At 35.5% G+C, this 26716-nt stretch carries 23 protein-coding genes; 10 read left to right on the top strand and 13 right to left on the bottom strand.

The window, feature by feature from the left end:
• Positions 1 to 211: 211 nt before the first annotated feature.
• From BFP75_RS11720 to BFP75_RS11740, 5 genes are all read left to right on the top strand, one after another.
• Complete coding sequence (locus BFP75_RS11720; protein ID WP_240531771.1) at positions 212 to 1849, top strand: glycoside hydrolase family 28 protein; 1638 nt, start codon at positions 212 to 214, stop codon at positions 1847 to 1849.
• Positions 1850 to 2525: 676 nt separating this feature from the next.
• Positions 2526 to 2774, top strand: coding sequence for a hypothetical protein (locus tag BFP75_RS11725; protein ID WP_099545570.1), 249 nt, complete (start codon positions 2526 to 2528; stop codon positions 2772 to 2774).
• A gap of 409 nt (positions 2775 to 3183) precedes the next feature.
• Complete coding sequence (locus tag BFP75_RS11730) at positions 3184 to 4434, top strand: site-specific integrase (RefSeq protein ID WP_099545571.1); 1251 nt, start codon at positions 3184 to 3186, stop codon at positions 4432 to 4434.
• Positions 4424 to 5902, top strand: a complete 1479-nt coding sequence (locus BFP75_RS11735; RefSeq protein ID WP_099545572.1) for a hypothetical protein — start codon at positions 4424 to 4426, stop codon at positions 5900 to 5902. Before BFP75_RS11730 ends, BFP75_RS11735 begins: the two co-directional genes overlap by 11 nt.
• A 153-nt stretch (positions 5903 to 6055) precedes the next feature.
• Positions 6056 to 6352, top strand: a complete 297-nt coding sequence (locus tag BFP75_RS11740) for a helix-turn-helix domain-containing protein (RefSeq protein WP_099545573.1) — start codon at positions 6056 to 6058, stop codon at positions 6350 to 6352.
• 61 nt (positions 6353 to 6413) lie between these two features.
• Here BFP75_RS11740 and BFP75_RS11745 read toward each other — a convergent pair whose 3' ends face one another.
• From BFP75_RS11745 to BFP75_RS11795, 11 genes are all read right to left on the bottom strand, one after another.
• Positions 6414 to 7505 carry a serine hydrolase domain-containing protein gene (locus BFP75_RS11745; RefSeq protein WP_099545619.1) on the bottom strand — a complete coding sequence of 364 codons (1092 nt, stop codon included), beginning with the start codon at positions 7503 to 7505 and terminating at the stop codon, positions 6414 to 6416.
• A gap of 16 nt (positions 7506 to 7521) precedes the next feature.
• Positions 7522 to 8088 (bottom strand): GNAT family N-acetyltransferase, encoded by a 567-nt coding sequence (locus BFP75_RS11750; protein ID WP_099545574.1) that lies wholly within the window; start codon positions 8086 to 8088, stop codon positions 7522 to 7524.
• 565 nt (positions 8089 to 8653) lie between these two features.
• A complete protein-coding gene (locus tag BFP75_RS11760) occupies positions 8654 to 9022 on the bottom strand; it encodes a hypothetical protein (protein WP_099545576.1) in 369 nt (122 codons plus the stop codon).
• Complete coding sequence (locus BFP75_RS11765) at positions 9000 to 10502, bottom strand: hypothetical protein (RefSeq protein WP_099545577.1); 1503 nt, start codon at positions 10500 to 10502, stop codon at positions 9000 to 9002. The genes BFP75_RS11760 and BFP75_RS11765 overlap by 23 nt, the downstream gene beginning before the upstream one ends.
• Positions 10499 to 11338, bottom strand: a complete 840-nt coding sequence (locus BFP75_RS11770; RefSeq protein WP_099545578.1) for an HNH endonuclease — start codon at positions 11336 to 11338, stop codon at positions 10499 to 10501. Before BFP75_RS11770 ends, BFP75_RS11765 begins: the two co-directional genes overlap by 4 nt.
• Complete coding sequence (locus BFP75_RS11775) at positions 11335 to 12423, bottom strand: hypothetical protein (RefSeq protein WP_099545579.1); 1089 nt, start codon at positions 12421 to 12423, stop codon at positions 11335 to 11337. The genes BFP75_RS11770 and BFP75_RS11775 overlap by 4 nt, the downstream gene beginning before the upstream one ends.
• The gene (locus BFP75_RS11780) at positions 12416 to 12964 is read right to left on the bottom strand and encodes an ATP-binding protein (RefSeq protein ID WP_099545580.1); all 549 of its coding nucleotides are present in this window, start codon (positions 12962 to 12964) and stop codon (positions 12416 to 12418) included. Before BFP75_RS11780 ends, BFP75_RS11775 begins: the two co-directional genes overlap by 8 nt.
• 13 nt (positions 12965 to 12977) lie before the next feature.
• Positions 12978 to 13154, bottom strand: a complete 177-nt coding sequence (locus BFP75_RS21840; RefSeq protein ID WP_165776590.1) for a hypothetical protein — start codon at positions 13152 to 13154, stop codon at positions 12978 to 12980.
• Between the two features lie 492 nt (positions 13155 to 13646).
• Positions 13647 to 14633 carry a hypothetical protein gene (locus BFP75_RS11785; RefSeq protein WP_099545581.1) on the bottom strand — a complete coding sequence of 329 codons (987 nt, stop codon included), beginning with the start codon at positions 14631 to 14633 and terminating at the stop codon, positions 13647 to 13649.
• A gap of 434 nt (positions 14634 to 15067) precedes the next feature.
• Entirely contained in the window at positions 15068 to 16078 is a 1011-nt protein-coding gene (locus BFP75_RS11790) for a hypothetical protein (RefSeq protein WP_099545582.1), read from the bottom strand.
• Positions 16079 to 16269: 191 nt separating this feature from the next.
• A complete protein-coding gene (locus BFP75_RS11795) occupies positions 16270 to 16755 on the bottom strand; it encodes a hypothetical protein (protein ID WP_099545583.1) in 486 nt (161 codons plus the stop codon).
• 383 nt (positions 16756 to 17138) lie between these two features.
• Here BFP75_RS11795 and BFP75_RS11800 point away from each other — a divergent pair, with 383 nt between their 5' ends.
• From BFP75_RS11800 to BFP75_RS11820, 5 genes are all read left to right on the top strand, one after another.
• On the top strand, positions 17139 to 17297 hold the full coding sequence (locus BFP75_RS11800; RefSeq protein WP_240531772.1) for a helix-turn-helix domain-containing protein: 159 nt from the start codon (positions 17139 to 17141) through the stop codon (positions 17295 to 17297).
• Positions 17298 to 17474: 177 nt separating this feature from the next.
• Positions 17475 to 17909 carry a MarR family winged helix-turn-helix transcriptional regulator gene (locus tag BFP75_RS11805; RefSeq protein ID WP_123803428.1) on the top strand — a complete coding sequence of 145 codons (435 nt, stop codon included), beginning with the start codon at positions 17475 to 17477 and terminating at the stop codon, positions 17907 to 17909.
• A gap of 7 nt (positions 17910 to 17916) precedes the next feature.
• Positions 17917 to 18921: a serine hydrolase domain-containing protein gene (locus BFP75_RS11810; protein WP_099545585.1), complete on the top strand. Its 1005-nt coding sequence runs from the start codon at positions 17917 to 17919 to the stop codon at positions 18919 to 18921.
• A gap of 321 nt (positions 18922 to 19242) precedes the next feature.
• Positions 19243 to 19830 carry a helix-turn-helix domain-containing protein gene (locus tag BFP75_RS11815; RefSeq protein WP_099545586.1) on the top strand — a complete coding sequence of 196 codons (588 nt, stop codon included), beginning with the start codon at positions 19243 to 19245 and terminating at the stop codon, positions 19828 to 19830.
• Positions 19831 to 19950: 120 nt separating this feature from the next.
• Positions 19951 to 21561: a serine hydrolase gene (locus BFP75_RS11820; protein ID WP_099545587.1), complete on the top strand. Its 1611-nt coding sequence runs from the start codon at positions 19951 to 19953 to the stop codon at positions 21559 to 21561.
• A gap of 271 nt (positions 21562 to 21832) precedes the next feature.
• Here BFP75_RS11820 and BFP75_RS11825 read toward each other — a convergent pair whose 3' ends face one another.
• Together BFP75_RS11825 and BFP75_RS11830 are read right to left on the bottom strand one after the other, a co-directional pair.
• Positions 21833 to 24235, bottom strand: coding sequence for an ABC transporter permease (locus tag BFP75_RS11825; RefSeq protein ID WP_099545588.1), 2403 nt, complete (start codon positions 24233 to 24235; stop codon positions 21833 to 21835).
• 21 nt (positions 24236 to 24256) lie between these two features.
• On the bottom strand, positions 24257 to 26710 hold the full coding sequence (locus BFP75_RS11830; RefSeq protein ID WP_099545589.1) for an ABC transporter permease: 2454 nt from the start codon (positions 26708 to 26710) through the stop codon (positions 24257 to 24259).
• Between the last annotated feature and the right edge of the window lie 6 nt (positions 26711 to 26716).

Below are 26716 nucleotides of genomic sequence, written 5' to 3' on the forward strand. Positions count from 1 at the left end.
ATTAACGGTATCACATGTTACCTCGTTTTTCAGCATCTTTGAGTGAATATTGGCCAGATAGGTCAAGGAAAGGTTCAATAGAAACGTTACCCCCAAAAAAGGTATATCGCGAATTTTTCCAAGGAAGGACCTTTATTTATAGCGTTATGAAATGGAGACCATGGAGGCCATGATGTTATTTGATCAAGTGCCATTAAAAAAATAGTGCTTTATGAAAACAACTTTTGAAACCAATAAGGGAATAAAAAGGCTAATGTCCCAAATGAATGATCTTAACATATCACAGCAGGTTATAAGAATGATTTTTCTTTATGTTCTTTGTTTTTATCAACTAGGATACACGCAGAATTTCAAGAACAAGGATATTCACAATATCAAGGACTATGGGGCCAAGGGCAATGGAAACACTTTAAATACCATGGCCATACAGTGTGCTATTGATGCGGCCCATAAGGGAAAAAATGGGGGAAAGGTTATTGTTCCAAAAGGAACATACCTAACCGGAAGCCTTGAATTAAAAAGTAAAGTACATCTTTATCTGGAAGAAGGTGCGGTGCTTTTGGGAAGTACAGACCCTAATGATTACAAGGTATTGGATACGCCGGGAAAACCTTTGTCCCCAAAGGCTGATGATAACTCTTTATTGGCCTTGCTTCTGGCCTATAAAGCGAACAACATTTCTGTAACGGGAAAAGGGACAATCGATGGACAAGGTAGGGCTTTAGCCCTTAACATAGATAGCTTACACCATGCCAAAATACAAATTGATCCCAAGTACAATTATCGTAGAATGCGGCCCAATGAAACCGTAAGACCCAAATTGTTCAATTTTTCAAGTTGTAACGAAGTGCTGGTAGCTGATTTGGAGATTAAGAACGGTGCCTGTTGGGGGCTTACTTTTGAACTGTGCGATGATTTGGCCCTAAACAATCTCAAAATCTTTAACAGGGCCTATTGGAACAATGATGGAATAGATATAACCGATTCCAAGAATGTGCGCATCACTGGTTGTGATGTCAACTCCGCTGATGACGGCATTTGTTTGAAATCGTACTATCCCGGTTATTTCAATGACAATATCCATATTTCGGACTGTACTATTCGCTCTAGTGCCAGTGCCATAAAATTTGGTACAGCTTCGTATGGTGGCTTTAAGAACGTAACCATTGAAAATATCAACATCTATGATACCTTTCGTTCTGCTATTGCCTTGGAGGCCGTAGATGGGGGTGATATTGAAAACATAACCATACGAAATGTAGAAGCCCGGAATACGGGCAATGCCATATTCATTCGTTTGGGACATAGGGACGGGGAACGTCCCGGCACTGTTAAAAACATTCAGATTACAGACATGAAAGTTCAAGTGCCATTTGGCAGACCGGATATTAACTATGATATGCGCGGACCTGAAGTAGACTTTTTTCATAATACCTTTCCATCTTCCATAACAGGCCTTACCAACAACAAGGTTGAAAATGTGCGCTTGGAACGGATTGAAATCACCTATCCTGGAAGAGCTTCAAAAGGTATGGCCTATGTGCCCTTGAGTAGATTAGATCAAGTGCCGGAAAAGGAAAAGGACTACCCTGAATTCCATATGTTCGGGGAGTTGCCATCTTGGGCGTTTTATGTACGTCATGTCAAAGGAATTTCTTTTAAGGACATCAATTTGGTTTTGGATGATAAGGACTATAGGCCTGCCTTTATATTTGATGATGTGGAGATTTTGAAATTGGAGAATGTGGCACTTCAGACTTCTTCAAAGAACGAAATTATTCTCTACAGAACGAAGGATGTGGCATTGGACAGCGAATTAAAAGCGATATCAGAGCATATAGATCGGTAAGGTCATAAAATGTTTTTTCAATATTTCGGTCGAAAATGAAATGCGTTTCAAATTGAGTTATAAGATAAAATAAGCCGCAAGTAATCAGATTAAAACAACGATTCAGTTTTGGGTTATTTTTTTGGTTTTCAGTTTTAAGTGAATATAAATCGATTAATATGGTTATTCTCTTAGCCAAGTCCTTACCATCTGTAATTAATGGGGCAGGTCGTAATTTGGGATTTGGGATGATTTTGATCATTCCATAAATTTTTTTTCCAATGAAATGTGTGGTATAGTGCTGTTGTGATAAGCTCTCCATATTTCGATTTCCCTAATCGTCTGCATGGTAAATGAACCATTTGGTGTTCGTTCGTTCCTGTACGAAACCTTGAGGTTGTCTATAATTGTATAATTGATAGTTTTTTTGGCTTGGAGACGTCCAGTTATATCTTGTTCCAATTTATTCCGACTTTGTATTATTCAACCTAGGCAGTTCCAAGATACCAAGGCTATCATGTTTTTTCTTCCAATCAAAAAATATTGCCTTACCGATACCCATTTTACCCGACATTTCTTGGACACGGATGCCGTACTCAAACAGTTTTATAGAAAATACAATTTGAGGTTTCGAATGCTTTGGTCATATTGAAAGCAAATACTTTTTTAAAATTGAACATGTGTTCGCCCGTTTTCTTTGACTAAAACTGTTCTGTTTAGTGAGAGGCAAATAAAAAGCTCCATAAAGAATGTAAAATCAATTCGTAGTTTTATAATAGGCGATGAGAATCTAAACCTCTTGACCTATGACACCTTAATTAATGAAAATCAAGTGGTAATAGACGATAAACCAAGATTGACCAAAGAATATAAGGCCAGACAAAGGGAAGTGAAAATGACATTGGAGAACAGCGGCATATATGTTCAAACCATAAAGAATAGGTAAAACTGGTTCTTCGTTATGCTTGTAACCTCGTTATATTATGGGTTAGGTAATCTGGAAACTAAAAGGGCAATACAGTATATGGTGTTCCCCGACGGGATTGAGTATGACTTCAAAACAAGCTTGTTCAAACTTTTCGGGTCAACGAAATATTTGCTGAAATCTCCTCATTATCAAAGGGTTTTGAAGAAACAAAAAACGGGAATTTTCACTTAATTTGTGAAAAATCCCGTTTAGTGACCTCGACAGGAGTACTTATAATTTAAAATTTAATTAAGCCCTCTTTACCGTCTATATACTGGTACTATTGCGTTCATAGAATTGGAGTGAATCTCTTTTTTTTGTAATTTACTCCTGATTTTGCCCCCCTTTTTGCCCCCTCTTTTATCTACTTATATTCAATTGAAAAAAGATGCAACTAACATTTCATTTAAGAAAGGATAAAGCCAATAAAGCTGGACAGATGCCCGTTCGTATGGTTTTGACTTTTAACGGAGAACGTATAAGAGTCAATATGAAGGGAATAAGGGTCCTACAAAAGGATTGGAAGGAAAGAGAGCAAAGGGTTAAAGCCAATGGGAAGCGAGAACCTTATAACTACCATATCGAATACAACAAGCAACTTGACGAACTTGATACAAAGGTCAAGAAGCTATTCAGATATATGATGTTGAACGCTATCCATCCTTCCAAGGATTATGTGACAAATAAATTAAGTTTTGATTCTGAAATAAACCTTTCTCACGAATTTTTTCCGTCATTCCATGAATTTATTCAAAAAGGGAAAAATGTAAAGACGGACGGTACACTACGTAGATATGGAACGGCTTTGAATTTTTATAAAGATTTTTCGGAATTTACGGGGTATGAGTTAACCTTTGATAAAATCAATTTAGATTTTTTCGAAAAATTTAGGGATTACGCATTTGAGGAAAGACAAACGCTAAATAATTATTTTTCAAAGTTGATATCTGTACTGAAAACCTTTATGAATTGGTCACATGAGCGAGGTTATCACGAGAATCTATTGTATAAAAAGTTCAAAGCCCCTGAGCAGGAAATTGAGGTGGTGTATCTTACAATGGATGAACTTATGAGATTGTATCAATACGAATTTCACAATCGAAGACTGGAGCATACAAGGGATACGTATTGTTTTGGGTGTTTTACAGGCTTACGCTATTCGGATTTAAGTCAGTTGAGCGTGTCCCATATTCACGAGGATTATCTTCTAATGAACATTAAGAAAACAAAAACTATAGCGCATAAAATACCATTAAATCGTTTCGCTAAGGAGATTCTGGATAAATACAAAGACACCGTTTATGAGCCTCTACCCATTATTTCGGATGTCCGATTCAATTTGCATTTAAAAGAATGTTGTCGATTTGCAAAAATCAACGAGCCCACGTCGATCACAAGATTTATAGGAAAAAAACGTTTGGATAAGACATTACCCAAGTGGAAGCTTATAACGAGTCATACGGCGCGTAAGACCTTTGTTACAAATAGTCTGGTGCTGGGCATGAAAGAAATGGTGGTTAGGAATATTACGGGCCATCGAAAAGAGGAAAGTTTTAGGCGTTATGTCAAAATAGCTGAGGATTTAAAGAAAAGTGAGATGGACAACACCTGGGGCAAGGTGGAAATAAATGAATCATAGCCTAAATATAGAAGAATCCTTCGATTCGATTATTCTGTTTTTCTTCAGTGATTTCCAGACCAAAGAATTCAAGGAGTTCACCAGAATAAAGATTAAAAATCTTAGTCCCTATCAGTACTATCATTTATTAGGATGGTTATTGGAGAATATCAAGGACGATATCCTATTGGCCAACTTGGACATAATATTTGATTTTTCTGCCCTGAAACCCAAAAAATACCTCCCAACTGAACCTAGGGAGGTCGGCGTTTACAATGAACCAGTAGAGGGACAGTTACTGCCCGACAGATTCGGAAAGGATTGCATAAAATTCTTCCGAATGGGTTATGGAACCATCAAATTTTTGCAGGACGAGGTGGACTCCATGGATTCGTTTGGTCGATTTTTGTTTCATTATAGGGCCAAGGGATGTCTAATCGAACCTGAAGTCGATTATGAACGTTTGTTGCATTTGATGTCCCTGGAGGAACGGCTTTGCTTTCCTGTCTACGACTTTCCCAATGAGAATTCGCTTCCCTTCTATGGTCATGCCATCAATTACCTTCGTGTGAAGGTAGAAAGGGAAGTAAACTCCTTAAAACTGTCTTTGGATGAATGTCTTTGTAAGGTAGGGGAAAAAATTAAAAAGATGTTTTTGGGCAAATCGAAACAGTCCCTTCCGATGGCATTTATGACAAGGGAAGTAATGGTGTTGCCTTTAATGGTGGGTTTCGAGCAATGGAAAAGATTGGTCTTGGACTCGCTTCATGACAAAAAGTATTTTCCACTTTTAAAGGCCAGGATATTGTTTTTGTTGGACGAACTTCAACAACTAATCAAGGACCGGTATTTTCAGGATTTCACTTCCCTTTACAAGAAAAGGGCACTCATTGTCGAGGATAAGGAAACAGGCATTAGGACATTGAAGTCGCTATCACCTCCATTGGTCAATTCCTATGAATATAGAAAATGGTTGAAAAACCTCAAATTATCGGATTTGAACAAGGAGGTAAAAATAGAAAAAGAGGAATCATACCCATATCAAATCATAATTTCAAAAAATGGGTCGCAATTAAAGTTGAAAAAGGCCTTACTCGAATTTTTTTCATATATAAAGTTAAGAATCGACGAAGAAAGGGATAGGGCTTTAGAGAGTTTCATATATCGTAGCTTTTCCTATGAGTATGATGATAAAACGGATTATTCCAAACGAACAGTGAACAACTTTGGATACAAACCAATGACGTTTATTCCGTCGGAACATGCCAAGGACTTTACGAAATTATTGCTCTACCTATCCGATAAGAATTATTTGGTAAGCAACAAGACCCGGATTATCCGTACGCTTGATGATGATATCCATGAAAAAAATGGCAAGGATGGCTTTAGTTACAGTTCCTTGATACGAATCCCAAGTGCTGAACACCATCTATTTCCCGATGATATCATTAGAAGACGGGTTCGTTCCATCCTAAGGATTGACAATTAATTGCACCATCAAAAATTGGATTATGCTCAAGTATCCCTGTATGTTGGACGTTTGAAAGGATTAATGCACTGATTCTTTTAGTGCAACCAAGTTTTTCCAATTTGTCCCCAATTTAGGTATCCGGCTTTTTCATCCGGCTTAAATACACTACATATGGGAAATGTACTTTTTTACACGCACACAAAGGAAGATTTGAAGAGAACCGTAAAAATGGTCCTGGAAGAACTTCGCAAAACGGAATTGATTAATGAGACGTCCATTAATCCTGAGGACGATAGACTCACCCAACAGGAAGCGGCCAAATTCTTGGGCATCTCAGTTACCTCATTGATTAGCTGGAAAAAGAAAAAAATAGTGCCCTATTATCAAATAGGCCGTGCTATTTTCTTTTCCAAAAAGGAGTTATTGGATTTGGCTCGAAAAAATGCTTTTATTAGGAGATCTAGATAAAGAATTCACGAAACAAGAATCTGTGGTTTCATTTATCAACTCAGTTCTTTGTTATGCCACGTTATTTTTCGACCCGTTTTTCCGCTATCAATTCTTTAAAGAAATTAGTCACGGCTGAAGCACCTGTTTTTCCATCATCGTCAATATTGGATAAAATCACAACGGTATAGTTGTCTTTCATGAAATCCATAAGTTCCCCTCGAACACCATACCAACCTCCGCTATGCCCTTGAATGGTTTGGTTATAACGCAAATCGATGTCTATACCATATCCCAAATTTGTATTATAGCCTTTTACTTTGGGCTCGAACATTAATTCGGCAGTTGATTTTTTTAATAATTTACCGTTTCTCAGGGCTTTCGAGAATTTAAATAAATCTTCGGCCGTAGAATAATGGAATCCTGCTGGCGATGCTTTTGAAAGGTAATATTCGTTTCTTTTTGGAAATTCGCTTTCTCCAAAAAAAGTCGTGTATCCACTAGCTTTGTTTTGTATGACGGAATCGATTTCCAACTCCCCCGTATTTTCCATTTCTGCTGGTTTGAAAATGTTTTGTCTCACATAGTCATAATAATTCTGTCCGCTAACTTTTTCAATAATAAGACCTAGAATCACAAAACCAGATGCACTATAATCGTATTTTGTGCCTGGATTAGACAATAAGGTGTCATTAGCAAACAAAGGGACAAAATCTGATATATTCTTGTATTTCGATTTTTCCTCTTGCAAGAAGTCGCCCACATAAAAGTTGTTATTTCCAGATGTATGCGTCAAAAGTTGGTGTATTGTTACGGAATCCCTGACGAGCTTATTAGGATAATCAGGTAAATATTCACCTATAGAATTCTTTAGTCCAACTTTATCATTTTCGTAAAGTTGTAAGGTTGCTACCGCTGTTATCATTTTAGTAATGGAAGCGATATTAAACTTTGTGTCCACTTTGTTGGGAATTCCATATTCTATACTGGCAAGACCAAAAGCTCTCTTCTCAATTATTGTATCATTATTTGCAACTAAAATTGTTCCTGAAAAATTATTGGGGCTTAAATTGTCCAGAAAATTCTTTATTTCGATGTCTTTTGACTGTCCAAAAGAATTAGTTATAAATAGCAGAAGCACTATCGCTGTAGGAATTGATATTTTGGTTTTCATCTTTTTATAGTATTGTTTATGGCTTTTTCCATTCTTCTTTAAGAATACTATAAACATAAGTTCCTTTACTTTCCCCATATGATTGGATGTTGTAATTTCTTAATAGCCCTTCTTTAACGGCTCCAATTTTTTCTATCGCCTTTTGAGATTTTATATTTTTTATGTCTATTTTAAATTCAACTCTTCTTAGTTTTAACTTGTCAAAGCAATAATCTAAAAGTAGCCCTTTACATAGTTTATTAATACCAGTTCCTTGAAATTTTTTACCAATCCATGTCCAACCTATCTCTAATCTTTTGTTAGGAAAGCTAATATTTCCAAACATTGTGATTCCAATTGGATTATCATTTTCTTTACTTGTAATTAATAGCGGATATATTTCTTTTTCTTTTTTTGAATTTAGACAAAAGTCAAAGTAATCCATTAAATCATTTCTGTTTTTTACCCTTGCCCCAAACTCTCCGAGTTCCGTGTTGTAGCTTATAGATTCTATTTTTTCAATATCATTAATGGATAAAGGGCGCAATAAAATTGACTCGTTTTCAAGAATCAATTCAGATGAGAAAAATGTTCCTAAGTTCATATTGTTTTTTTGAAGGCTAGATGTTTTTCATAATGCGGCATAACGCCGCGCTATGTGGAGTTCGGCGAATTTTAAGGAAATATAGTGAAAACCATAAACGATGATTCGGTTATATATCTAGTTTGGAATATTTTTAACCTTGTTATGTTTGTAGATATGGCCACGCTTTGGCTGTCTATTGAGGTATCCACAGTATTAGGAGTAAAATAGGTCGACCAGATTCTATAAAGCGTCCTAAAATGTCCAGTAGCTGAGCCGTAGCTGCGTTTTTGGCAAAAATGGTTTCCATATCCTTCGACCGATGTAATCTGGAAAAGAGCAGCGATGATTTACGAATCCCAAGGCGCGGGAATTGGAGCCTTTGGCGAGAATGTAGCGACTTGGGTTCACCTATAGGTGAATCGACTTGAACGGTAAGTATAAGAGCAGTAGCGGATTTCAAGATAATTCCCTGTCTGCCACTACAAAAATTTATTAAATGCACAGAATTTCCATTTATTATTTCACCCGCTATTGCTCTTATACAATGATGATTGCTGTCCTCTTTTGATTTTTTTGGTTTGTCCTACAAATACACATAAGACTGTGGCGGAACAACATTATAATTGTCTTGCAAGAGTAATGGATGTTTGTATCTTTTTGTTTTCTTAATTTTTATAGCGTGCGCAATTTCTCTGTCTGAAAAGTATTCGTAGAAAAAATCCTCTGAAATACCCGAATATTTTTTGGTTTGACTCCAAATGTCGCCTGGGTCAGAGCTAAGAATGTCATCAATTTCAAATTCTCCGATAACCCTTTGAACTGGTGAAGAAGCGTAAACAACAACTGTCTTTATATTCGGTTTTTTGAAAATGACCTTGCGAAACTCATATTTTTTTTCGCCATCAAATATTTTGAAAGCAAACTCTGGTTTAATCGATAATAAAACTCTCATCACTTTTTGTTGCTTTTAAAATGACATTAAATTGTTCTTTATTAATTGGTTTAAATCCCCTTGGAGCATCATTAATTCCACTTAAAACTTGTAAGTCGATTAGTTCTTTCATATTTATTCTATGTGGGAAAGAATAAACAAATAAAAACCTTACCACAAACGGTTTAGTTTTGGAGTACTTCCATATTGCCCGCAATTGATCTTCAGGAAAGACACTACTTTTTCTGCAATACAAAATAAATTCGGTTTCATTTGAAAAATCATATTTTATTTCTTGAACAACCCCAATAGTTGAAACAACACTTTTATAATACCCACCGGTCATATAGAATATAATGTTGTTACCTACTTTCGGGTGAGGAGTTAAGGCTCTCGAAACATAAACTTTATTAATGGCGTTTCGATGTGGAAAATCCTCAATGAAATCTTTTGGGGATTCCGTATTGAGAATTGAATCTGGTAATAATTCTGTATGATAATCAGGATAAATTGGCACGATAAAGCAGTCCTGGCTTTTAGAGATAAAAGGATAAGTAAGTTTTAAATTATTCTTGTCAAATTTCCTACTAAAATCTCTAACATAAACAAGTTCCTCATTTTTATTACCCCACAAAACAAAACCCCATTGTTCAAATAGGTCAATTAATCTTCGCTGTTCATCCCTCTTGTCATAAATTGTAACATATATTTCCTCAACTTCGTTTTTTAATGCGTTGTCAAAAATTATTTTCATAAATCGCTCTCCTAAGCGAAATCCATTATTGATGACCTTAAAGGTTCCAACTTTCAATCTCTTTTTTGGATTAAAGGAAGGACTGACATCTAAATACTTTTCATCCTGATCCTCGACCTTTAGATATAAAAATGATAGCAGTAATCCATTATTAGAGTTTACAGTAATATATGCTTCCTCATCATATTTTTTAATAAACCATTTGTCAAAACCTATATAATCTTCCTTGAGACTTGAAAAAAAATCATCTTCAAGATTTATCCTGCCAAATTTTAATTTTTGAACATTTAGAACTTTGTAATTCACTAAATCTGGATGCTCTGCAAAGGTTTTTTCAAGAAATGAATCTATTGTAAATACCTTGTCTGATATGCCCAATTCAATCGCCTTCTTGCGAATTTTTTTATCCTCTGTTATGAGTATATCTACTCTGCCAACAAATACTTCATTTAACAGTTGGGTGTCAATTAAATCATTTTCATTTACATCGATTTTTTCTGAAACAGCTTTTAATTCAGGCTGTAATGGTGAAGGAATTTCTATTCGTTCATAGCTATCCAATTTGATTTGAAAAGTATCAACCATTTGTTGATTTTTATACTTTTCAATTTCTGATACAGTTAACGTATGGACGCATTTTGTATATTTAGCTCTTTCAAGCCAACGATATAAAATACCTACATCTTGATTTATAACTCTTGATGCTTCTCTATGAATAATAATATTTGTGTCCAAAAGGGCTTTCACAGGTTAATGTTATTATGAAATTCGGACTTTTCCATTTGTAAAATGGATCTATTGTTATTTTCGGAAAGCCAAGTAATATATCCCTTTAATCCGGCATTTGTTAGATTAATAGTATATTCAATTCCCATAATACCTAAAATAAAGTATAGATTGTCCACTTGATACATTTCGTTGCCTAATAATGATGTGCCAGGTATTAAAAAATCATATTCATTTAATTTTTCCATGAATTTATTCGAATCATCACAATACTCGACTTGATTTTCACTGTCAATTCTTCTGATGTGATATGGCCATATTGCATATCCTTTGCCAAATCTTGCGAAATTTCTAAGCTCATCTAAACCATTATTCTGTACAAAGTCCTCTTGCCAATTTTCAATTGAGGAAACTCGTTGAGCCAAGGCTTCAAGGGCAATTAAACCAAGGAATTTGGACACGTAAACATTATTCTGTGGTGGTTCCGGGATAAATGGTACATAAAGTTCCTTACTGTTAAGTATAGAATCTAAAGTGTTTTCATCATTATAGATTACTTCAATTAATTTATCGCTTTTAGATGAAAAGTTGATTTCGATAATATCTTTATTCTTAGTGAACCCACTAACAGGAGGTATTTTTCCTTTTTTGTTTTCAATCATTATCCTGCCCCTTAAAGATTTAAAATAGGGCATCTCTAAAACTGTTTTTTCGATTTTACTTCCGAAATAGGAATTACAATTATCACAAACCACTCCTTTCGGTAGTATGTTATTTTTGTTTCCCAAACTTTCAGGTATAATATGCTCTACTGATTTAGAGTTGGTGCTGTCATTCTTACAAAAAATACATCTCATTTTTCGTATCCAATTTTAGTTAATACCCACAACCAGCCCTTTTCCAATTGGGAAATAATCAAGGGTAAAGTGAAATATATTAGAGTAACCACAGCAATTCCCAATGCAATAAAAATCTCAGAAGGTAAAACAGCCCAAACTTGTAAAAGTGAAACTTCAGGGACAAATGTTTTTCTATATGCAGGGATGAATAACAGCACACCACAAACAATGTTGATTAGTATAGCTAAAGCAAATTGTCCTGGTCCAATTCTTTCCATTGTATAAATAGAAAAGAATGAAAAAGATTCAGCCGTCTTCTTTTTGTCAAATTCATCTACTTCTTTCTTGTTAAAGACCACAATAAGTTCATCTTTTTTTACTCGTTTGTCGCCTAAGTATTTGTTAAATGATTCATATTCCAAAGTTCTTACATTTTTTAATGAGCCATTATCAAAAAAAACTATGTCATACTTGTTTGGCAATATATTAAATGAAAAGCAATATCGTATTTTACAAAAGAACTTGTCACTGAAATAATCAATTTTGTTAGAAGGAAGATTTCTACGTTCGTTTATTTTTATATCATAAATAATCGTTGATTTACTTATGCCTTTTTTTCTCATTGAGATAAAAGGTGAATCTGGTTTAATCCAAAACCTAAAGTAAATGTTTGGTTTTTCAACTTGTTGATACTCTCTATAATTTTTAAGATTTAAAGAAACAGAAACGGTTTTATCATCATTTATTTCTAATGTTACAGGAAGGACGCAAAGCTCATTTCTCCCACTAAAAGTATGAATTACGCCAAGTTTATTTGTGCTGTTTTTTAAGTATTTAGTATTGTTTATTGAGTCATTAAAAATAAATCTGCTGTTTTCAGCATTACTAAGTTTTTCGTACAAATCATTTGTCTCACATTTCTTTGACACCCATGGGATATATAACCGTATTGTCATTATATCCTCCACAATTGATTCTTTATTTATTTCAAAACCAAACTCAACCAATGAACTATCATTGCTAAATTCCCAAGAACACATATGAAACCTCTCTATGAGAATAGTGTTTTTCTTATCGGTATATATGAAGAATGAATTATCCATTTTGATTGTAAATTTTACTTAAGTGATTGGATAAATTCATAGCAACATTACTTTTTTCAATATATAAGGGAATCTTTAGCGCTACCGATATCTCCTTTGCATAATCCAATTCACTGTTTTGTAGTTGTTCTAAAAGTTCAAAATCATAGTTTTTATTATCTCTCAAGGCAAGTCTTGTTTTAATCTCTGTAATATCTCCTAAAATGAGACCAAGCGCTTTAGGATTTATCTGCTTAAAAACATCCATTGAAATCTTTTCGACCTCAGCTTTTTCATTTAACAAACAAAAATGTCCGTCTAGCAAATAATATTGTTCTTTTTGGATGGCATTAGTCAATCCTGCAATTAATCGGTTTTGAGTGAAATGAATGTCTTTGACTTTTTTGTTTTTAGCATCATCACTTATGTCTTCCCATTTTAAAAGTTCACTAGCTGACAAGTATTTCATATTCAGTACACGGCAAATATGTTGGCAAATTGTACTTTTACCAACTCCATGTATACCTCCAATGAAGGCTATTCTCCTTTCCGTTTTGTTCACTGTTTTTTCGTTTTTAGGTGTCCTGTTCGCATTGCCACCAACGCCGCGCTATGTCCAGTCCGGCGAATTTTATGGAAATATAGTGAAAACCTGTAACGATGGTGCGGTTATCTGGCAGGTTTCGGATATTGTTAACCGTATCATCTTTTGTCGATAAGGCCATGCAATGGCCTTCTATCGTGGTTTTCACCTTATTGGGAATAAAATTTGTCGACCATCCACGATAGCTATCGGGAACATATAGCGTCCTAATATGTCGAGTAGTTGAGCCGTAGCGGCGGCCCTGGCAAGGATGTCCCTTATCCTACGGCCAATGTAATCTGGCATAGCGCGGCGATGATGTCGACTAGCTTTTGGTGCGGAGATTGCGCCAGCAATGCGACAAAAGTACGCCGCAGGCGTATTCGACATCATAATGGCCTGCTAAACGCAGTTCGGTGATTTCTACGGAAATATAGCGAAATCGGATAACAATACCGCAAGAAGGGTTCTTCCGCTTTGTCTTGGGGTGTTGTTTGCCAAGTAGGCCACAATGTTGCCGTAGCGGTATTGGGAGTATAAATTGCCGTACCAAATTGCTTTTAGCTTATGTTATGACATCGTTTTGGCTCGATGCCCGGGTAAAGCTGTTTGGAAGACAATGTCATGTGAGATTTGCTATAGCCGATGTCGTGCATAGGTTTTATATTTCCCATTTTTCCAATCCAATAGAAAATCCCAATGGATACATTACATCTCCCCATTTGAAATCTGAATATATTTTTCTTTCTTGAGCTTCATTAAATTGAACTACAATTACTTCAACGCCAACGTCTTTATATTCTTTCAATTTGTTTTCGTACGTTACATCATCTGCAACTAAAATTATATTATCGTTATTGATTAATCTTTCCATCTGTTCAAGAATATCAAATGAAACTATTTCTCCTGATTTAGTCACAAAAATATTTACTAAATTATCCTTTTGGGTTTTAAAATTTAATTTACAATCAAAATTTATGTGTTCTTCTAGCGAAAAGTGTTCACTTGTTATTAAAAGACAGTTTATAGTTTTTGATTTTGTCTTAAATCTATCGTAACTATCTAAAATGTTTTTTACAACTGTTTTAATATCTGGTTTAATGAAGTCCTTTCCTGGCCATATTTTAGAATATGTATTGATAGTGCATTTAATTGCTTTTTCTAAAAATATTCCATCAATTAGAATTGTTGTATAGTTTTTTATTTCAGAGCGAGTTAAAACAGTTCTTAATTCTTGAGATTTTGAACTATTGAATACTTTATCAGTAAAATAACTTTCTTTTGTTTTGGCAATGTTAAAAGACAAGGTGTATTCATTTTTAGTATTTAAAGTCCATTTTACAATTTCATTTGGAAAAAATATAAAAAGATTTTCCGTTTTATATTCATCCACAGTATAAATGAATAGTATGAATCTTTCATTTACATATTCTTTTGGAATTTTTACATTTGTTGATTGTTTAGTTATCGTTCTACCTTTAGACTGAATGTTAAGTAACCTTGTTTTCTTTGCTTTTAAATTTTCTATTAAAGTTAGGTCGCTTCCGTTTTTATCATAAGAAGGTTCTTGATAATTAAATTCAAATTTCGAAAGTTGAGATTTCAAGTAATTTTCCGCTTGTTTTTCTATTGGTTTATTATCTTTCATTTTCGTTTTTCAACTTATGCACAACGTCCTCCTAAATGCAGTGACGTTCTGGGTTTTGAATTATGTGAATTTATTCACAAATAATTTGAAAGACAATAGGAAAGTTGCCAAATTGCCTTAAGGTGCAGTTGGGTCGGGTTTTTGGTGTTTTCGATTGTGGGGGCGTAGGTTTCCGGTCCCGACCGCATTGGCAATTTGGTTTAGCGGGGCGTTGGGCCGTGATGCCCATGGGGCGGTAATTGGAGCCTTTGGCGACAATGTAGCAACGTGGGTTCACCTTTAGGTGATTTGTACATCATCGGTCTCGTATAAGAATAGTAGCGGATTTTCACCAACTAACTTTTTAGTTAAACACAGGCCTTTTTTTATATTTACTCACTTTCGTTTTAGCGATTAAACCGCTATTATTTTTATAAAATGTTGCCAGTAGTACTTTATTTTCTAATTCTATTCCAAATGAAATTTTCGGTGTATTCCGCAATCTGTTTTTGAGAATATTTTAATACTGTTGAATCATCATTTCCAACAAGTCCTTGGATATATTCTCGTTTTATTTGGATTGGTGGAAATCCGTAAAACATTCTCTGCCATATTAGTTCAAAAGATTTTTCTAAAAAGCTCAATGACTGTTTTACTTTTTCTGTTGTAATTATATTGTTTAATAATTCTTTTCTATTGACATTCGAAAGAATTTTTAGTGTAAAAACTTCCTCTTCCAAATTCACACATTGAGCAAAATCGGCTTTATCATTTAATCCGTAAAACTCTTTGTAATTTATAGAATCACTATCTTCAAAAAACTGAACAACAAAATCATTCATAAAAATGATATTCGGATTTCTGTCACTTGTCGAACCAACATAATTTTCAGTAAAAGCTATATCTCCTCCTAAAGTTTCCAAATATGTAATGGCTAAAGGAAAGTGATTGATGTTTTCTGTTTGTCCGTTTAAAATTATTAGACGTAGTTCTTCTTGTACTTCTGGATTTAATTTAAATATCTCTTCACAAATTGAATTTCTCCAAATTTGTATGTAGAAAAACATTCTTATTAATGAAGCCTCTTCGAAAGTTAGATGACTAACTCCAGAAAGGTCCGCATTCCGTAATTTTGGAATAATATCATTAGAAAATTGTGATTCAAATTCCGTAAATGATTTTTCACATACACTGCAAAAAACGTAATCTACAGAAAATGGTATTTGTCGAGCGTTTTCAAGTTCCTCCTCTGTTGGTGCTCTGCCTAATGCTCTTTCTAAATTTACTTCGTCTATTCTCTGAAAATTAAACTCAACAAAAGGATTGCCATTTGATATGTCAAAATAATATCCGCGCTCTCTTTCATTCGTTCCACCAATATTTAGACATTTTCTTATTACACCATCAGATAAATAATGTGTATTTTTCTTATTAGCTTCTCTTTTTTGACATAAAGCACAATTCATATGGGTTAGTTTTTTCGTATTACTGGCAACAATTGTGTAACTTACCTAGGTAAATATATTACTATTTTAGAAAGACTAATCTAATGGCTTTTTAAGCAAGGCCTCGATTTTGATGCTAAAAAAAGTCAGAAAATAGATGATAAAAAAAAAGACCTCCGAGGAAGTCTTTTCTTTACAAGGTTTAGATTAAACTATTCCTGGATTGTCAATGCCCTAAAGGAACCATTGCTGATTACGATACTCTTGGTAGCGTCATCTCCAGATATGACCGTAGCCGAAAATGTACCTTCCACATACTCAGCTGTTTTTTGGGTGATAACGATGCTACCCTCCTCGGCAAAATCAAAGTCGTATCCCAAAGCATCCGCAGTAAAGGCGATGGTATAATCTGCGGCGAAATCATCAGTTATTGCATGCGTACCCTCTTCGTACGTTTTGGGTACCCATACACTAATTTGCATATCACCTGGATCCATGAGTGAAGACCCGTTATTGCCATTAAAAGTTATGTTGCTGCCTTCAGCCGTAATAATATCGGAGAAATTATAATTCGTGCCCTCGGCTGTAAATTTGATAAAAGTGTCCGAAGTGCCGCCTTCATCATTGTCATCTTTACTACAGGATATAAATGTGGCTGCCGCAATAAATAATAAGAGGCTAAATTTTAAAATTTTCATGTTTTTTAGTTTTTAATTATTGTGATAGAAATGTCTAACGTAGGGGAATTCTTATTATTTCAAATTTTAACTTTTAAAAGGTTAAAGCGGTTTTATATCATTTAAAAAAGGAATTTCGGTCTTCACTATAATTTGATGAAAAAGAAAGATAGCAAGCGGGAACCATGCATTGAATTAGTTCCCGCTTTTTCCAAATTATGCCAAATTGATTATCCAGTTCTTAATCTGTACCAAATACATTATATGGGAAATGTATTTTATAAACACGTGCGAAGGAAAACTTTAAATGAACCGTAAAAATGGTTTTGGAAGAACTTTGAAAAACGGAATTAATAAATGAGTCGTCTATCAATCCTGAGAACGATAGGCTCACCCAACAGGAAGTGGCCAAATTCTTGGGTATCTCCGTGACCGCATTGATCAGTTGGAAGAAGAAAAAAATTGTGCCCGATTTTCAAATAGGACGTGCCATTTTTTTCTCCAAAAAGGAGTTGTTGGATTTGGCTAGAAAAAATGCTTTTATCTGTAGATTTAGACATTAGTTCCAGTAATTATTTATTGGTAGTCCTGTAAGTGATGAAATTTTAGAAATCGCGCATTGTCATGTTCCCCCACTCTGTCCAAACAATCTTTTATAAAAGGAGAAAATAATATACAAAAGTATGTAATATTTTATATTTTTGATATATCAAATATATGTACATCAAATAAAAATACTTATGAATCTAAAAGCGCCAACTGATATAGTCATTTATTCTATAGAAAAAGCAATCAAATCATATAGAAAAATGGCCCAAGCAAACATTCGCAAGGTTGAAAGAAATATAACAATAGACCAAGTGCTCCTTCTCATTCTTTTGAAGAACGGCCCTGATTTAACACAAGTTGAAATGGCAGAAATGTTGTTTAAAGATTATGCCTCGATTACAAGAATGATTGAACTTATGGTAAAGAATGATTACTTGACCAGAAATGAAAACCAAGAGGATAGGAGACGAAAGGAATTGATTGTCTCTAAAAAGGGAGAAAATATAATTACAAAACTCTTTCCGATAATTGAAGAAAATAGAAATACAGCTCTCAAAGGTTTAAGTCAATCCGAAATTGATCTGTTGGATTTGCTTTTAAAAAAAATAATAACTAACTGTAATTGAAACGAAAATGAAATACCTATACCTATTTGTAATGATTACTTCCTTATTCACAAGTTGTCAAGATAAAGCAAATAAAATTGTAGAAAATAAAGAAGACTCTAAAATCGTAGAAATAGGAAATTACCTAGAGAAAAAAGCTGCGAAAGATAGTTTACATGGTGTCGTACTAATTGGAAAAAACAATGAAATCCTATTGCATGAAGCCTATGGATATGTTGACTTGGATTCGATAGAAAAACATTCCCTTGATAGTCAAATAGGCTTGGCATCCCTTGGCAAAATGTTCACGGCTATTTCAATCATGCAACTTGAATCCAAAGGAAAACTTGATTTGAATGATTTGGCAAGCAAATATTTAGATGATATTGAAAATAAGGCAATCAATGATAGTGTAAAAATCAAGCATTTGCTTTCACATACCAGTGGTTTGGGAGATTATTTTGATGAACTGGGAGTTGGTAACGACGATAAGGAGAATGACTTGGACTATATCTACTCCGTAGTAAAGAATGATACGTTCGTAAGTCCTGTTGGTAAAAAGTTCAGCTATAGTAATTCGGGGTATATACTTCTAGGTAAGATAATGGAAAAAATTACAGGAACTACCTATAGTGACTATGTACAAAGGAATATCCTCGATAAATTCCAAATGACCCATACAAAAATTGGACTGTCCGATGGAGGGGGTTCAACAACTGCTGATGATTTGTGGAAATTTAGTGAGGCTCTTAGAAATCGAAAACTTGTTGAAAAAAGGATTTTTGATATGATGATACAAAAACAGTCTGAGGCCGACTACGGTTATGGCTTTAAGCTAAAGGATTTACATGGCAGCAAAATTTATGGTCATACAGGAGGATTTTTTCTGTATGGTCAAAAAATTGGAGTAGCTTCTGGATTTGATATTATCGATGATGAGTATACGGTCATCATTCTAACCAACCGAAATCCAAGTTTAGGAGGAGCAGATGTTCGAAATTACTTACTCGATAAGCTTTCAGGAATAAAATAGATAGTCTGGAATTACATAATAACGATGAAGGATAAGTGGTCAATAGGAAATAGCAATTTCATTAATTCGCAATATAAGGTATCCATTTTGCTATTGTTTTTATTGTCCGTGGTTAAAATTGAGTAGTGTGTGGTCAAATTTAGGAATACTCTTGTTTGGTAGTTTTCAAATTTATGAAAGTCCTACCTTAGCTGTTGAATAGCGATATTTTACTTGGCCGGCTGGACTACAATAAAAAATCATATTTTTAAGGAACGAAATTGAGGAGATTATGTAATCCCCGATTTTTATAAAAAATTAAAAATAGACCAGCAACAAATTTTGAAGAACGAGGCTAAATTAAAGGAGTTTAGAAATGTCAAGGGCTTTACACAGGAAGAACTAGCAAGCAACTCCAATGTTTCAATTAGAACGATTCAAAGAATTGAAAAAGGTCTCTCCAAGGGAAGCCCCCATACCCTAAAAGAATTGGCAAAAGCCCTTGAAATCAATGATTGGAAATTGTTGTTGGAAGATACCCCGTCACTTAAATCCCAAAGTCCCAATCTTGATAAAAGAAGTATTGGTGCAAAGAGGATGAATTTAGCTTCCCTTGCCGTTGTTGTAATTCCATTCAGCAATTTTATTCTGCCTTTGATTCTCTTTCTCAAAGCAAAGAGTAAAGGAGACGGCAACATGAAAAAGATTTTAAGTTTTCAAATTCTGTGGTCGTTCTTCACCATTTTATTACTGGTATTGATGCCACTTTTATCACACTTGATTTTTGACCTCGTTAAACCTCAAATAATCTCCATACTGGTTTCGACTTACTTTCTTTTGGTGGCCGCTAATGTTTTCCTCATTTTAATTACTGCAAGTCAATTAAACAAAAAAGAGGAAATTCTAACCTTTGTGCCAAATATCCTTTAGTTATAAAAGGCATAAAAATGTCATAGGATTGGCATAAGACAAAACCTTATTTAAAGAGACTGTTTTTAGACTTTTGAAATGCAGAACTGCCAAAGGGCAGGCTAAAATAAATTCAAATCTATGAAAACAGTAAAACGAGCAATAACGCTTGTCTTTTCCTTAGTCATGGCCAGTTGTGCTTTAAGTCAAGATAGCGATTCGGAAAAACTAGTTGAACTTTTTAACTTCTATGAAAAACAGGGCCTGTTCAATGGCTCCGTATTGGTTTCAAAAAACGGGGATATCCTTTTGAACAAAGGGTGTGGATATCAAGATGCGAACAAGGAAATTCACAATACTTCAAAAAGCATTTTTCAAACATATTCTATTACAAAAGCCTTTACATCAACGGTGATATTAAGATTGGTAGAAGAAAATAGACTATCATTATCGGACAAGCTTTCGAAATTTTATCCTGATTTTCCAAATGGAGATGATATTTCAATCGAAAATCTTTTGACCCACACTTCTGGCATTTATGACTACACCAAGGGAAATGATATGCCAGACCAAACCGAGGAATCCTTTGTGGAATTTGAAAGAACGAAACCTTTGGATTTTCCTGTTGGAACAGCATGGAGTTACTCCAATTCGGGTTATTATTTTCTTGGCTACATAATTCAAAGGGTAACAGGTATGCCCTATGAGCAAGCAGTTGCTAAATACATACTTGACCCATTGGATATGCGACAAAGCGGATTCGCCTTTAAGGGTCTGACGAATGAAAACAAGGCTGTTGGTTATAAGGTGCTTACCGATAGGAAACAAATTGAATCTATAATCTATGACCCGCCAGCGCCTTTTGCGGCGGGAGGTTTATATTCAACAGTCGAAGATCTATATAAGTTCTATCAGGGAATGAAGCAAAATAAGGTATTGAAAGAAGGTACATTGAGCAAAGCGTATACCCCTTTTAAAAACAATTACGGCTATGGTTGGGTTATCGACACTATGTTTGACAAAAAATCGGTTGGGCATAGTGGAGCGGGTGCAGGTTTTAGAAGCAACTTTTTACAGTTACCTGAAGACGATATTTGTATTGTACTATTGTCTAATTGCGAAGAAGATTTGAAAAATATTACTAACGGTATCCTGAATGTTTTATATAATCAACCGTATAAAATTCCAATGGAGAGTGGGGTTAAAAGTAAGACGCTTCAAAAATATAAGGGAACATACCGAGTCAATGACGATTTTATTATTTATGTAAGTCTTGATAACAATAAACTAGTGGCACAGCCTAATGGACAACCCAAAAGTATATTGTATCCAGAAAATGAAAATTCATTCTATGTTCAGGAGATAAACGGCTATATCCATTTTGAGGAGAACGGGCAAAATCAAATTGACACTTTACTAATAGATAACCAAGGGCGGACAATTAAGGCAAAGAAAATAAATCCTAATTGGGGCATTGTCGGAAGTGCAAGTGTGAATGGTTGGGAAGGAAAGGACATTGAACTTACGAAAATAAGTGAAAATGGGATTTGGGCAATTTCAAATTTGAAACTAAATGACGGTGAATTCAAATTTCGTTTCAACAATGATTGGACTTTGAATCTGGGAGAATATGATAACAAGATATTGATTTTGGATGGGGATAATATCAAAGTTAAGAAAGGAGTTTACAACATAATTCTGGATTTGACGGATCATGAAAACCCAAAATATAAAATTTCAAAAGCTGAATGATTTTATATTCTATGCTGAACTTTTAAAATCAGGACTAACTTGAAATGAACAAGCTTAATCTAACCCAATTGTAGGTTTTTCTTAGTTGTCGTTTATGTATGTTTAAAGGACGTAGTCCTTTTGTTTGGCTAAGTATGGTTACACCTTAATTTTTAGCCAACTTGACCTCGGTAGAGACGCTGATTTTAATATAATAGTTGTCTCCAAAAGATTTCATTTTGGGCTACTTAAAGTAGTTTGAATAAGATTGTACCGAGTACAAGAGTATTGATTATTCCGTCCTCAAACTTTTTACGGGTTTGGTGCTTGCAATCCGCATTAGTTGAAAACTACAGGTTATTATTGCGATCATTACTGTCAATAAACCACCGCTCAGAAAAACCCAAACTGATATTTGTGTGCGATACGCAAAATTTTCAAGCCATAAATGGCCAAAATAATACACAAAAGGCGCTGCGATAACAAATGCCACCAGTATAAGTACTAAAAAGTCCTTTGTGAAGTAAGAAAGTATCTGTACCATATTGGCTCCAAGTACCTTTCTAATACCGATCTCCTTTTTCTTACGGACAATCATAAAGGACATCAGGCCGAAAAGGCCCATGCAACCAATACTTATAGCCAGCAAAGACAGTATGGTAAAACTCCTGAAAATTAATTGTTCAATAACATATTCTTTTTTGATGGAATCATCCACAAAATTGAAGCTGTAAATAGAGTTGGGAAACGTATTCTCCCAAACGTTCTTTATCTCGGCAATGGCACTCGAACTGTTCTTGTTGATTTTTATAAAAGCTTGGTTACGAAAAAACGACCAGTTCATAATAATGCATGGGGATATTTCTATTTGCAAAGAATTGTTGTGAAAATCCTTGACCACACCGACAATAGTTGCCACCCCTTCGTTTGTTCGGATTTTTTTACCAATTGCTTCTTGTGGGTTCCAGCCAAAGGAATTCAGCAAGGTTTCGTTAACGATAAATTCGTCAAAAGCTTCTTTGTTCTCGATAAAGCTTCTTCCTGCCAGCAATTGCAACTTATAAAGTTCTAGATAATGTGGGTCACCAACTTTAATTTCTGCATCCAAGGCTTCTTCTTCAGATTGTTCCGGGAGACGGAAACTTGTTCCCAATTGGAGGCCGTTGACCGCCATTGGAGGGCCAGAAGCAATGGTAACATCGTAAATGTTACTGTTCTGTAGAAGTGATTGTCTAAAAACATCCAGTTTTTCAGGATTAGGTACCGGAGTCATAACAACTGCATCAGAAGAGAACCCCAAAGGTTCGTTTTTGAAATAATCCATCTGTAATGCCACAACAATTGCTGCAATTACAAAAAGCTGAACAATTACAAATTGAAATGTCACCAAGGTTTTACGCGAGGTTAGCGCTCCCTTTTTAGTGGGTTGAATCCTGTCTGTCAGTGCCTTTATTGGATTGAATGCGGACAGTACTAGGGCCGGATAAAAAGCTGCCAATAAAATGGTTGCAAAGCCGATAAACAAAATAAGGCCGATATGATCTATCCCTAACGAAAGTCGTAAATCCAGCATCGACAAACTATTGTTGAGTTCAACCAACAACATATGAAGCATTAGAATAGAAATCGCCAAAGTCCAAAGAATTACCATCCCATTTTCAAACATGAACTGTAACACCAATTCTATTCGTTTGCTTCCCAGGACTTTTCGTATACCTACCTCTTTTGACCGGGAAGTTGACTGTGCAGTCAATAAATTGACAAAGTTCACGATAGCGATTATAAGAATAAACAACCCTACTATTGAAAGGGTGTAAAGTATATTGGATGGCATGGTATAGCCGCCAATATTACTTCCATAGCGTGTTTCATTATGTATCTTGGTGATAGGTTGAAAAAGATAAGAAATACGTTTGTCCTCTTCAGGTTTCAAATATTTTTTCTTCCAAGTGGCAATTTTGGTTTCTAGGGGTTTTACCAAATCGTCGTTGGGTAGTACCACGAATGTGGTTCCCTGATGATTGCCTGACCAGTTTGATGTAAAATCCTGGTTCTTTGCTCTAAAAAATTCATACGGGATCAATATGTTAAAATGTTGGTTCGAATTTCCCGGCACATCTTTGATTACTCCCGTGACCGTAAGCGCTTCGGTGCCCTTTAGTAATATTGTTTTACCTAAAACAGAATAGTGATCACTGACTATTTCCCCAAAGAATTTTTTAGCTATATGTTCTGTTACGACTATGGAATTCATCTCATCAAGTGCTGTATCAGGATTTCCTGCAATCCATTCAAAATCGAACGTTTTTGGATAGTATGGGTCTACATATAAAACCTGTGGCTCTTCAAATCGCTTGGTTTCAGCACCCTCATCAATACTAAATTCTTCGCTTATAGGACCCTGCGTTTGGGTAACAGACTCTATTTCCGCGAAATCGTTCCGTAAAGCTTCCGCCAATGGGTAAGGAGTAATGTTCCAGTATAAAGTTTGGTCGGGCAACTTGTTTTGTTGCACCACTCTGTATATCCTATCCGCTTTTGAATGATGTGAGTCAAAGGTTGATTCGTACCTCACAAAAATCAAAATAGCCATGCAGGCACTGATCCCTATTGAAAGCCCAATGATGTTTATAGAAGAACTCAGTTTGTTCTTTATGAGATTTCTCCAAGCGATTTTCAAATAATTTTTAAACATAGTTCTCGTTTTTGAATGACTCTATTCAGTTCGTAAACTTTTTACGGGATTCATTAAGGCAGCTTTAATACTTCTGAAACTTATAGTGACAAAGGCAATGCATACGGTAATCAGTGCCGCAAGTGCAAAGACCCACCATTCAACCTCAATTCTATAGGTGAAATCTTGGAGCCATTTGTTCATTAAATAATATCCCACAGGAAATGCAATGACCATGGCCACTATGACCAGCTTTATAAAATCCTTGGCGAGCATGCCCACAATTTGTGGTACTGAAGAACCCAATACCTTCCGGATTCCTATTTCCTTGAAACGCTGTTGGGCAGTAAAGGTCACAAGTCCAAACAATCCCAGACAGGCCACAAATATGGTCAGAAAAGCAAAAATTCGAAGGATGGCGTTCATATTCTGTTCCTTAAGGTAGGTTTCATTATAGAGCTCATCCAAGAATGCATATCCAAAAGATTCACCCGAACCATAAGAGTTCCATTTACTTTCCAAACTTGCAATCAGGTTTTTCATATCGGAATTCTTTGCCCGAACAATGAGTCCGTAATACGGATCGTATTTCATCAACATAGGTTCTATTGGTTCATGTAATGAACGAGCGTTAAAATCTTTCACCACACCAATAATCCACAATGTTTTGGTAGCACCTTCATTATTTGTGGATTCGACTAGCGTTTGCCCCACAGGATTTCCCTTAAGTCCAAACGTTTTTACCGCCGTTTGGTTGATAAGAATTTTGTCTTCTTCGTTCCCAAATTCCTTGGAAAAATTCCGGCCTTCCACAATATCCATTCCTAGGGTCGGAATATATTCCTCATCTACATAGAAGGCCCTAACCCTTAATTTTTGGGAACTTTCATTCCCCGAAGAGATTAAAACCCTACTCTGATTGGTAGGCCCTGCTGGCACAAATGCCGATGTCGTACTATTTATGACCTTAGGGTCATTTTTTAATTCTTCTTTAAAGGCATCAAAATTGTTGCCCAATAGTCCGGCATCCCGGATAACCAATAAACCTTCACGATTATATCCCACATCCTTATTTTGAATGTAATTCATCTGTTGGCTCACCACTAATGAGGCGATGATCAAGGAAGCCGAAATAGCGAATTGAAAAACGACCAAACCACTACGAATACCCTTGCTGCTGACTGTGGTAAACTTATTTTTCAACGCTTGAATCGGCCTGAAGCCCGACATGAAGAATGCGGGATAGCCCCCGGACAACAGAGTGATTGCCATCGTTAATATACCTATAGCAACTACGAATTGTGGAGTTACTATTTGACCAAAAGTAAAAGCCTTATTTGCCAATTGATTGAAATAGGGGAGTGAAATCGCAAATAACAGGACTGCAACCGTCATTGCAAGCAGCGTAGCAACAAAAGATTCCGTCAGAAATTGAAAAATCAATTGACGCTTTTCAGAGCCCAAGACCTTTCGCATGCCAATTTCCTTAACTCTTTTGGAAGCCCCGGCGGTGGATAGGTTCATAAAATTGATACAAGCGATCAACAACATAAAAATGGCTATGGCGGCGAACATATACACCGTATCAATATCGCCTCCTTCTTCATACTCTTGGGAGACATCAGAATAAAGATGAATTTTGGTAAGAGGTTGCAGATAAAGCCCTATTTTATTGCCACTCTCAAAGAATTTCTGAAAACTCATACCCATAGCGGTTTCCAACTGCGAACCCATGTATTTTTCCGTAATGGTGGGTAATTTTGATTCCACTTGGGAAATATTGGCGCCCTTAGCCAATACTAAATAGGTGCGGTAGCTACCACTAAGCCAACTTTGATTAGAGGCATCCTTGTTTCCAAGCATTGATGCAACCAGGTCAAAATGGAAATGGGAATTTGCGGGCATCTCTGCAATTATTCCCGATACTGTGTAGAGTCCACTGTTATCAACGTAACCAGAATCGCTGTAGATTCCGATGTCTTTAATATCAATTGTCTTGTTCAAAGGGTCTTCGTTACCAAAATAGGCTTTTGCCTGCTCTTGGGTCAGGACTACCGAGTTAGGCTTGCTCAGTACCGTTTTGGCATCGCCTTTAAGCAGAGGAAATGTAAATACTTCAAAGAAATTTGGATCCACTAAGGCCATTTTGCCTTTTCGCAAAGTTTTCCCTTCATAAACGACCTTGGCCCTATCGGCCAACTTAAAAATACGGGTAGAGGCCAATACTTCCGGTACTTCTTGAGTAAGTGTTTGCCCTACAGGGGGCATAACGCCCGATTCCTTGATAATTTCATCTCCCATTTTGCCATTTAGTACAACCCGTGCTATTTGGTCCGATTTTTCATGAAAGCGGTCATACGAGAGCTCATCTATAACATAAAGTGCAATGGTGAGGCAAGCTCCTATTCCTAAGGAAAGTCCAATAATGTTTATTGAAAATAATCCCCTATTTTTTAAGATGGTCCTCCAAGCGATTTTTAAATGGTTCTTTAACATGATTCT

Source organism: Maribacter sp. 4G9 (genome assembly GCF_002742265.1).
Classification (GTDB): domain Bacteria; phylum Bacteroidota; class Bacteroidia; order Flavobacteriales; family Flavobacteriaceae; genus Maribacter.

Bases quoted from the DNA above. Each gene is read 5' to 3' on its own strand.
- BFP75_RS11720 (WP_240531771.1), top strand. From the start codon at position 212: ATGAAAACAACTTTTGAAACCAATAAGGGAATAAAAAGGCTAATGTCC.
- BFP75_RS11730 (WP_099545571.1), top strand. From the start codon at position 3,184: ATGCAACTAACATTTCATTTAAGAAAGGATAAAGCCAATAAAGCTGGA.
- BFP75_RS11735 (WP_099545572.1), top strand. From the start codon at position 4,424: ATGAATCATAGCCTAAATATAGAAGAATCCTTCGATTCGATTATTCTG.
- BFP75_RS11740 (WP_099545573.1), top strand. From the start codon at position 6,056: ATGGGAAATGTACTTTTTTACACGCACACAAAGGAAGATTTGAAGAGA.
- BFP75_RS11745 (WP_099545619.1), bottom strand. From the start codon at position 7,505: ATGAAAACCAAAATATCAATTCCTACAGCGATAGTGCTTCTGCTATTT.
- BFP75_RS11750 (WP_099545574.1), bottom strand. From the start codon at position 8,088: ATGAACTTAGGAACATTTTTCTCATCTGAATTGATTCTTGAAAACGAG.
- BFP75_RS11760 (WP_099545576.1), bottom strand. From the start codon at position 9,022: ATGAGAGTTTTATTATCGATTAAACCAGAGTTTGCTTTCAAAATATTT.
- BFP75_RS11770 (WP_099545578.1), bottom strand. From the start codon at position 11,338: ATGAGATGTATTTTTTGTAAGAATGACAGCACCAACTCTAAATCAGTA.
- BFP75_RS11775 (WP_099545579.1), bottom strand. From the start codon at position 12,423: ATGGATAATTCATTCTTCATATATACCGATAAGAAAAACACTATTCTC.
- BFP75_RS11785 (WP_099545581.1), bottom strand. From the start codon at position 14,633: ATGAAAGATAATAAACCAATAGAAAAACAAGCGGAAAATTACTTGAAA.
- BFP75_RS11790 (WP_099545582.1), bottom strand. From the start codon at position 16,078: ATGAATTGTGCTTTATGTCAAAAAAGAGAAGCTAATAAGAAAAATACA.
- BFP75_RS11795 (WP_099545583.1), bottom strand. From the start codon at position 16,755: ATGAAAATTTTAAAATTTAGCCTCTTATTATTTATTGCGGCAGCCACA.
- BFP75_RS11805 (WP_123803428.1), top strand. From the start codon at position 17,475: ATGAATCTAAAAGCGCCAACTGATATAGTCATTTATTCTATAGAAAAA.
- BFP75_RS11810 (WP_099545585.1), top strand. From the start codon at position 17,917: ATGAAATACCTATACCTATTTGTAATGATTACTTCCTTATTCACAAGT.
- BFP75_RS11820 (WP_099545587.1), top strand. From the start codon at position 19,951: ATGAAAACAGTAAAACGAGCAATAACGCTTGTCTTTTCCTTAGTCATG.
- BFP75_RS11825 (WP_099545588.1), bottom strand. From the start codon at position 24,235: ATGTTTAAAAATTATTTGAAAATCGCTTGGAGAAATCTCATAAAGAAC.
- BFP75_RS11830 (WP_099545589.1), bottom strand. From the start codon at position 26,710: ATGTTAAAGAACCATTTAAAAATCGCTTGGAGGACCATCTTAAAAAAT.